The 7,382-nt window shown below is 65.7% G+C and carries 7 protein-coding genes; 2 read left to right on the top strand and 5 right to left on the bottom strand.

Translation table 11 applies throughout. The annotated features are described in order from the left end of the window. Window positions 1–150 precede the first annotated feature (150 nt). From R1L06_RS20290 to ahpC, 5 genes are all read right to left on the bottom strand, one after another. Window positions 151–1,107: a transaldolase gene (locus R1L06_RS20290; protein ID WP_317218583.1), complete on the bottom strand. Its 957-nt coding sequence runs from the start codon at window positions 1,105–1,107 to the stop codon at window positions 151–153. Window positions 1,108–1,157: 50 nt separating this feature from the next. Further along, entirely contained in the window at window positions 1,158–1,562 is a 405-nt protein-coding gene (gene rnk / locus R1L06_RS20285) for a nucleoside diphosphate kinase regulator (protein ID WP_005408156.1), read from the bottom strand. A 123-nt stretch (window positions 1,563–1,685) separates the two neighbouring features. Continuing rightward, entirely contained in the window at window positions 1,686–2,648 is a 963-nt protein-coding gene (locus R1L06_RS20280) for a LysR substrate-binding domain-containing protein (RefSeq protein WP_032129919.1), read from the bottom strand. Window positions 2,649–2,733: 85 nt separating this feature from the next. Next, window positions 2,734–4,326, bottom strand: coding sequence for an alkyl hydroperoxide reductase subunit F (ahpF, locus tag R1L06_RS20275; protein WP_317218582.1), 1,593 nt, complete (start codon window positions 4,324–4,326; stop codon window positions 2,734–2,736). Between the two features lie 225 nt (window positions 4,327–4,551). After that, window positions 4,552–5,115, bottom strand: coding sequence for an alkyl hydroperoxide reductase subunit C (ahpC, locus tag R1L06_RS20270; RefSeq protein WP_004144811.1), 564 nt, complete (start codon window positions 5,113–5,115; stop codon window positions 4,552–4,554). A gap of 350 nt (window positions 5,116–5,465) precedes the next feature. On the opposite strand from ahpC, the gene prmC reads away from it, so the two are divergent. Further along, window positions 5,466–6,323, top strand: coding sequence for a peptide chain release factor N(5)-glutamine methyltransferase (gene prmC / locus R1L06_RS20265; protein ID WP_317218581.1), 858 nt, complete (start codon window positions 5,466–5,468; stop codon window positions 6,321–6,323). A gap of 48 nt (window positions 6,324–6,371) precedes the next feature. Continuing rightward, the gene (gene pip / locus R1L06_RS20260; protein ID WP_032130095.1) at window positions 6,372–7,313 is read left to right on the top strand and encodes a prolyl aminopeptidase; all 942 of its coding nucleotides are present in this window, start codon (window positions 6,372–6,374) and stop codon (window positions 7,311–7,313) included. The last annotated feature ends 69 nt before the right edge of the window (window positions 7,314–7,382 follow it).

The raw sequence follows: 7,382 nt of genomic DNA, 5'->3' as shown, positions 1-7,382 counted from the left end.
GGTGTCCGCCGCATGGATGCGGCGGCCAAGCCTCCAGGGACGGATTCACGGCGTCTCCCGCGAACCCAACCCGCCCGACCCAGCGCGGCTTTCGCTCTTGCTTCAACGCGACCAAGCCCCCGCCACGAGGGGCTCAGCCGTTCGCCGGAATCACAGTTCCGAACGAATGCGCTCGCGCAGCGCTTCCAGATCCTTGGCAAATGCATCGATACCGGTCGCCAGCTTCTCGGTGGCCATCGGATCGGCCGCCAGGTCGGCCGCGAACTTCGCCGCGTCGATCGGGGTCACGGCCACGCCGTCGGCCGCACCGGCCACCAGCTTGCGCGGCAGCTCGCCGTGGTCGGCGTCCAACTTCTCCAGCAGGTCCGGCGAAATCGTCAGGCGGTCGCAACCGGCCAGCGCTTCGATCTGCGCGGTCGAACGGAACGAGGCGCCCATCACCACCGTCGGCGAACCGCGGCGCTTGAATTCGGCATACACGCCGCGCACGAACTTCACGCCCGGGTCTTCATCGATGTTGGCCGGGGCCTGGCCGTTGGCCACGTACCAGTCCAGGATGCGGCCCACGAACGGCGAGATCAGGAACGCGCCGGCTTCGCTGCAGGCCAGCGCCTGGGTCGGGTTGAAGATCAGGGTCAGGTTGCAGTCGATGCCCTCGGCCTGCAGGATGCGCGCGGCTTCCACGCCTTCCCAGGTCGCGGCGATCTTGATCAGGATCTTCTCGCGCGGCACGCCGGCATCGGCGTACATCTGGATGAACTGGCGGGCCTTGGCCACGGTGGCAGCGGTGTCGTGGGCCTGGTCGGCGTCCACTTCGGTGGACACGCGGCCCGGCACCAGCGTGCTCAGCAGCGCGCCGACGCCGATGGTCAGGCGGTCGGCCACGGCGTGCACCACGGCTTCGCGGTCGCCAGTCTGCTGGCGGCCCCAGGCCAGTTCGCGTTCGATCAGCTCGGCGTAGACCGGCAGGTCCAGCGCCTTCTTCACCAGGGTCGGGTTGGTGGTGCAGTCCACCGGCTGCAGGCGCTTGATCGCCTCGTAGTCACCGGTATCGGCAACGACCACGGACAGTTCGCGCAGCTGGGACAGTTTGGACGGGGTACTCATTACGGCTCCTGGTGCAGGGGGATCGAATCGCGCGCGGTGCGCAGCGGTAATCAGGGGCGGTCGTTGTGGACCGCGGTCACGCGCAGGCGCAGCTTGCGGCCGCCGGGCGCGTTCCAGTCGATGCTCTGGCCGATCGAAAGGCCGAGCAGGGCACTGCCGACCGGGGCCAGCACGGAAACCTTGCCTTCATCGACGTTGGCTTCGCGGGGGAAGACCAGGGTCAGGACGTGCTTCTCGCCCGACACTTCATCTTCGCACTCCACGCGCGAATGCATCATGACGATGCCTTCGGGAATCTGGTCCGGTGCCAGCACGGTGGCACGGTTGAGTTCTTCAGCAAGCGCGAGCGCGGCAGGCGTCTGGCTCAGCGCAGGGGATTCGAGCATGGCGTCCAGGCGGTCCATGTCGAAGGTGGAAACGGTGATCGACGGCGGCAGGCCGCTGGCGGTACTCATGGTGAAGCTCCTTGGTTGAAAGCCATGCAAAAGGCGGCACCTGCTGGCGCCGCCTGTCTGTATTGTGGGGACAAATGCGACCGGAATCGACTCCTGCCGATTCCAGGCCGGTGCTGCGGGGGTTCAGCCGTTCAGCGCGGGGCCGGGCAGGGCGGTCGTGTCGCCGGCGGCGTTGACCGCTTCCAGGGTGAACAGCGCCTGCGGCAGGCGCTTGAACTGATCGGCCAGCTCCATCAGGAAGTCGTTCATGGCCGAGCTGCGGCGCCAGATCATCGCGATGCGGCGGCTGGGGCGGCCTTCGCCGGTGAAGTCGAGCAGGCGGATGTTGTTCGAGCGCGGCACCGGCGGCTGCACCGACAGGCTTGGCAGCAGGGTGATGCCGACGTCGGCGGCGACCATCTGCCGCAGGGTTTCCAGGCTGGTGGCGCGGAACTCGGACTTCTCGTTGGCACCGAACAGGCGGCAGACTTCCAGTGCCTGGTCGCGCAGGCAATGGCCATCTTCCAGCAGCAGCAGCTTCTGCGTGGCCAGCTCCTGCACGTCCAGGTGTTCGCGACGGGCCAGCGGGTGGCGCCCGGATACGGCCAGCAGGAAGGGTTCCTCGAACAGAAACTCGGCATGCAGTTGGTCGTCGATCACCGGCAGGGCCAGCAGTGCAGCGTCGAGCTTGCCTTCGCGCAGGCGGTCCAGCAGCACATCGCTCTTTTCCTCGACCAGCAGCAGTTCCAGCTCCGGGAAGCGATCGCGGATGCGCGGAATTACATGCGGCAGCAGGTACGGGCCCAGGGTCGGGAAGATCCCCAGGCGCACCGTACCGGCTTCCGGATCGCGACTGCGACGTGCCGCTTCCTTCAGCTGTTCCACTTCGGACACGATCACCCGTGCCCGTGCTGCTGCTTCCTGGCCGGCCGGGGTCAGCATCACCTTGCGCGGTGCACGTTCCACCAGCGGCAGGCCCAGTTCTTCTTCCAGCTTGCGGATCTGCGTGGACAGCGTCGGCTGGCTGACGAAGCAGGAGGCGGCAGCCCGGCCGAAATGCTTGTGGTCGGCCAGGGCTACCAGGTACTTCAGATCACGTAGGTTCATCCTTACACCCCAGGGGTAACGGACCGGCTGACGGCGTGGTTACCCGACAGGCAGACAATGTTCCCGGTGATCTGGGAACGGTGGATCAGGCAGCTTCAGCAACGGCACCGCTGCTGTTGCTTACCGACGAGCGAATCAGGTGGTCGAACGCGCTCAATGCGGCGGTCGAACCGGCACCCATGGCAATGATGATCTGCTTGTAGGGTACCGTCGTGCAATCGCCAGCAGCGAACACGCCCGGCAGGTTGGTCTGGCCGCGGTCATCGATGACGACCTCGCCACGCGGCGACAGCGCCACGGTGTCCTTCAGCCACTCGGTGTTGGGCAGCAGGCCGATCTGCACAAAGATGCCTTCCAGCTCGACGCGGTGGGCGTCGCCGCCGACACGGTCCTTGTAGACCAGGCCGGTGACACGGCTGCCGTCGCCCAGCACTTCGGTGGTCTGTGCGCTGGTCAGCACGGTGACGTTGGCCAGGCTGCGCAGTTTCTTCTGCAGCACTTCGTCGGCGCGCAGGCTGGAATCGAACTCCAGCAGGGTTACATGCGACACGATGCCGGCCAGATCGATGGCCGCTTCCACGCCGGAGTTGCCACCGCCGATCACCGCCACGCGCTTGCCCTTGAACAGCGGACCATCGCAGTGCGGGCAGTAGGCCACGCCCTTGTTGCGGTACTGGTCTTCGCCCGGCACGTTCATCTGGCGCCAGCGTGCGCCGGTGGACAGGATCACCGAACGCGACTTCAGCACCGCGCCGTTCTCCAGCTGCACCTGCACCAGGCCGTCTTCACCGGCCGGCACCAGCGCACTGGCGCGCTGCAGGTTCATGATGTCCACCTCGTACTCGCGCACGTGCTGTTCCAGCGCCGTGGCCAGCTTCGGGCCCTCGGTCTCCTTCACCGAGATGAAGTTCTCGATCGCCATGGTGTCCAGCACCTGGCCACCGAAACGTTCGGCGGCGATGCCGGTGCGGATGCCCTTGCGTGCAGCATAGATCGCTGCTGCCGCGCCGGCCGGGCCACCGCCCACCACCAGCACGTCGAAGGCATCCTTGGCGGCGATCTTCTCGGCATCGCGCTTGCTGGCGTTGGTGTCCAGCTTGGCGACGATCTGCTCGAGGGTCATGCGACCCTGGTCGAAGACTTCACCGTTGAGGTACACGGTCGGCACCGACATGATCTCGCGCTTCTCGACTTCGTCCTGGAAAAGGGCGCCGTCGATGGCCACGTGCTGGATGCGCGGGTTGAGTACCGCGGCCAGGTTCAGCGCCTGCACCACGTCCGGGCAGTTCTGGCAGGACAGCGAGAAGTAGGTTTCGAACTTGTATTCACCTTCCAGGTTCTGCACCTGCTCGATCAGCTCGGCGGTGGCCTTGGACGGATGACCGCCCACCTGCAGCAGCGCCAGCACCAGCGAGGTGAACTCGTGGCCCATCGGCAGGCCGGCGAAGGTCAGGTGGATATCCTGGCCCGGGGTGCCCAGGTCGAAGGACGGCACGCGGCCCTGGCCATCGCGCAGCACCTGCAGCGAGATCTTGTCCGACAGGCTGTCCAAGGTCTGCAGCAGTTCCAGCATTTCCTGCGACTTGGCGCCGTCGTCGGCGTGCGCGGTGATCTGGATCGGGCGGGTCACGCGCTCCAGATAGGTCTTCAGCTGCGACTGCAGGTTGGCGTCCAACATCGGGTCATCTCCTGGCTTCAGGCAAACAGGGGGCGTGGCACCGCTGTAGAAGGTAGCGGACCAGCAGGGGGTAGGGGTGAACCCAAGACAGCGACCGTGGAAGGGGCTGGCTGGCCAAGGCGGGCGAGCGTTGGCTGTCTTGGGTTCACCCCCACGCCGGCGGGGGGACCGGCACGGGGATGAAAGGCGCGCCGTGGCGTGGGGCCACGGCAGGCCGGTACCGCTTTAGATCTTGCCGACCAGGTCCAGCGACGGGGTCAGGGTCTTCTCGCCTTCCTTCCACTTGGCCGGGCACACCTGGTTCGGGTTGGCGGCGGTGAACTGGGCAGCCTTCAGCTTGCGCAGGGTTTCGGAGACGTCACGGGCGATCTCGTTGGAGTGGATCTCCAGGGTCTTGATCACGCCTTCCGGGTTGATGATGAAGGTGCCGCGCAGGGCCAGGCCTTCTTCCGGAATGTGCACGCCGAAGGCGTTGGTCAGCTGGTGGGTCGGGTCGCCGACCAGCGGGAACTGGGCCTTGCCGACGGCCGGCGAGGTTTCGTGCCACACCTTGTGCGAGAAGTGGGTGTCGGTGGTGACGATATAGACCTCGGCGCCGGCCTTCTTGAACTCGGCGTAATGGTCAGCGGCGTCTTCGATCTCGGTCGGGCAGTTGAAGGTGAAGGCGGCCGGCATGAAGATCAGGACCGACCACTGGCCCTTCAGGGTGCTGTCGGAAACCTTGATGAACTCGCCATTCAGGTAAGCATTGGCTTCGAACGGCTGGATCTGGGTGTTGATCAGGGACATCGTTTTTCCTCTGGGTGAAGGGGAGTGGGTGAATCGACAGGACCTAGAGTACCGACTCGCTATCGATAAGAACAATCCATTGATTGCATCTATTTGATAGATGAAGTCTATCAAAATGCACTGAGCAGGCACTGAACCCGGACGCTTTCATCCTGCAACTGCCTGTGTGACAAGGAAAATCTTCCGGAACGGCTGAATAGGGCCAATAGTCCCTCCTTATCCCCTCGGGTAGAACCTGAACGGATTGCAGCCTTTTGTAGAGTCGAGCCATGCTCGACTGCGGACCTGTGGATGTGTAGCTCGACTGCGCCAGAAGCAGCCGAGCATGGGCTCCGCTCTACAATTGCGGCATGTTTTCCCAAACCGAACCCTCCCTGCGCCAAATCGTGGCCGAGGCCAGTGCCCGCCTCGGCGGCGTCGAGGCCCGCCACGAGGCCGAACTGCTGCTGCTGCATGTGCTGGAGCGCCCGCGCAGCTGGCTGTTCGCGCATGCCACCGATCCGCTGGCCGCCGCCGACCAGGCCACCTTCGAAGCGTTGCTGGCCCGCCGCGTGGCCGGCGAGCCGGTGGCCTACCTGACCGGCCGCCGCGGTTTCTGGACGCTGGACCTGGAGGTCGACCCGGCCACGCTGATCCCGCGTCCGGAAACCGAACTGCTGGTCGAGCTGGCGCTGGAGCGCCTGCCGCAGGACCAGGCGCTGCAGCTGGTTGACCTGGGCACCGGCAGCGGTGCGATTGCACTTGCACTGGCCAGCGAACGGCCCCAAGCGCAGGTGCTGGCCACCGATGCCAGCCCGGGCGCGCTGGCCGTGGCCGCGCGCAATGCTGCGCGCCATGAACTGCGCAACGTCCGCTTCGCCGAGGGCGGGCACGACTGGTATGCGCCACTGCAGGGTGCACGCTTCGACCTGATTGCCAGCAACCCGCCATACATCGCCAGCGACGACCCGCATCTGGAGCAGGGCGACCTGCGTTTTGAACCGGCTACCGCGCTGGCCTCCGGCGTGGATGGCCTGGATGACATCCGTCGCATCGTAGACGGTGGCCAGGCCCACCTGCTGCCCGGCGGTTGGCTGCTGATCGAGCACGGTTGGGACCAGGGCGCGGCAATCCGCGCGCTGTTCGACGCCGCGGGTTTTGCGGAGGTGCAGACCGTGCAGGACCTGGAGCAGCGCGACCGCATCACCCTGGGCCGGCGTCCGGCCTAGAATGGAGGTTCTCCTGCCCCGGCAGGGCATCACCCTGGAGCTGCAAGCATGCGTACGCTGTACCCCGCCATCACCCCCTACGACGTCGGCACCCTGAAGGTCGACGACCGCCACACGCTGTACTTCGAACAGTGCGGCAACCCGGATGGCAAGCCGGTGGTGATGCTGCACGGTGGCCCGGGCGGTGGTTGCAGCGACAAGATGCGCCAGTTCCACGACCCGTCCAAGTACCGCATCATCCTGTTCGACCAGCGCGGTGCCGGCCGTTCCACCCCGCACGCGGACCTGGTGGACAACACCACCTGGGACCTCGTCGCCGATATCGAGAAGCTGCGCGAGCACCTCAAGGTTGATCGCTGGCAGGTGTTCGGCGGCAGCTGGGGTTCGACCCTGGCACTGGCCTATGCCGAAACCCACCCGCAGCGCGTGACCGAACTGGTCCTGCGCGGCATCTTCATGCTGCGTCGCTGGGAACTGGAATGGTTCTACCAGGAAGGCGCCAACCGCTTGTTCCCGGATGCATGGGAGCACTACCTCAAGCCGATTCCGTCGGTGGAGCGTCATGACCTGATCTCGGCCTTCCACCGCCGCCTGACCAGCGAAGACGAAACCACCCGCCTGGAAGCGGCCAAAGCCTGGGCGGTGTGGGAAGGCGCGACCAGCTTCCTGCACGTCGACGACGACTTCATCAACAGCCACGAAGACCCGCACTTCGCGCTGGCCTTCGCGCGCATCGAGAACCATTACTTCGTCAACGGCGGCTTCTTCGAGGTGGAAGACCAGCTGCTGCGCGACGCACACCGCATCGCTGACATTCCCGGCGTGATCGTGCACGGCCGCTACGACGTGGTCTGCCCGCTGGCCAACGCCTGGGACCTGACCAAGGTGTGGCCGAAGGCGAAGCTGGAAATCACGCCGGCCTCGGGCCACTCGGCGTTCGAAGCCGAGAACGTGGACGCACTGGTGCGCGCCACCGACAGTTTTGCTTGAGGCAAAACTATCCACGCATTCCACCTTATCCCCGCGCCTGTCGGCGCGCCCCCTTGAACAACAAGGGGG

This window comes from Stenotrophomonas mexicanensis (assembly GCF_032911605.1).
Classification (GTDB): domain Bacteria; phylum Pseudomonadota; class Gammaproteobacteria; order Xanthomonadales; family Xanthomonadaceae; genus Stenotrophomonas; species Stenotrophomonas maltophilia_A.
Note: the sequence above shows the minus strand (reverse complement) of the source record. Positions and strands in the feature narration are given on the sequence as shown.

Excerpts from the sequence above, each read along its gene's own strand:
- ahpC (WP_004144811.1), bottom strand. The coding sequence starts at position 5,115 with ATGTCCCTGATCAACACCCAGATCCAGCCGTTCGAAGCCAATGCTTAC.
- R1L06_RS20290 (WP_317218583.1), bottom strand. The coding sequence starts at position 1,107 with ATGAGTACCCCGTCCAAACTGTCCCAGCTGCGCGAACTGTCCGTGGTC.
- rnk (WP_005408156.1), bottom strand. The coding sequence starts at position 1,562 with ATGAGTACCGCCAGCGGCCTGCCGCCGTCGATCACCGTTTCCACCTTC.
- prmC (WP_317218581.1), top strand. The coding sequence starts at position 5,466 with ATGTTTTCCCAAACCGAACCCTCCCTGCGCCAAATCGTGGCCGAGGCC.
- pip (WP_032130095.1), top strand. The coding sequence starts at position 6,372 with ATGCGTACGCTGTACCCCGCCATCACCCCCTACGACGTCGGCACCCTG.
- R1L06_RS20280 (WP_032129919.1), bottom strand. The coding sequence starts at position 2,648 with ATGAACCTACGTGATCTGAAGTACCTGGTAGCCCTGGCCGACCACAAG.
- ahpF (WP_317218582.1), bottom strand. The coding sequence starts at position 4,326 with ATGTTGGACGCCAACCTGCAGTCGCAGCTGAAGACCTATCTGGAGCGC.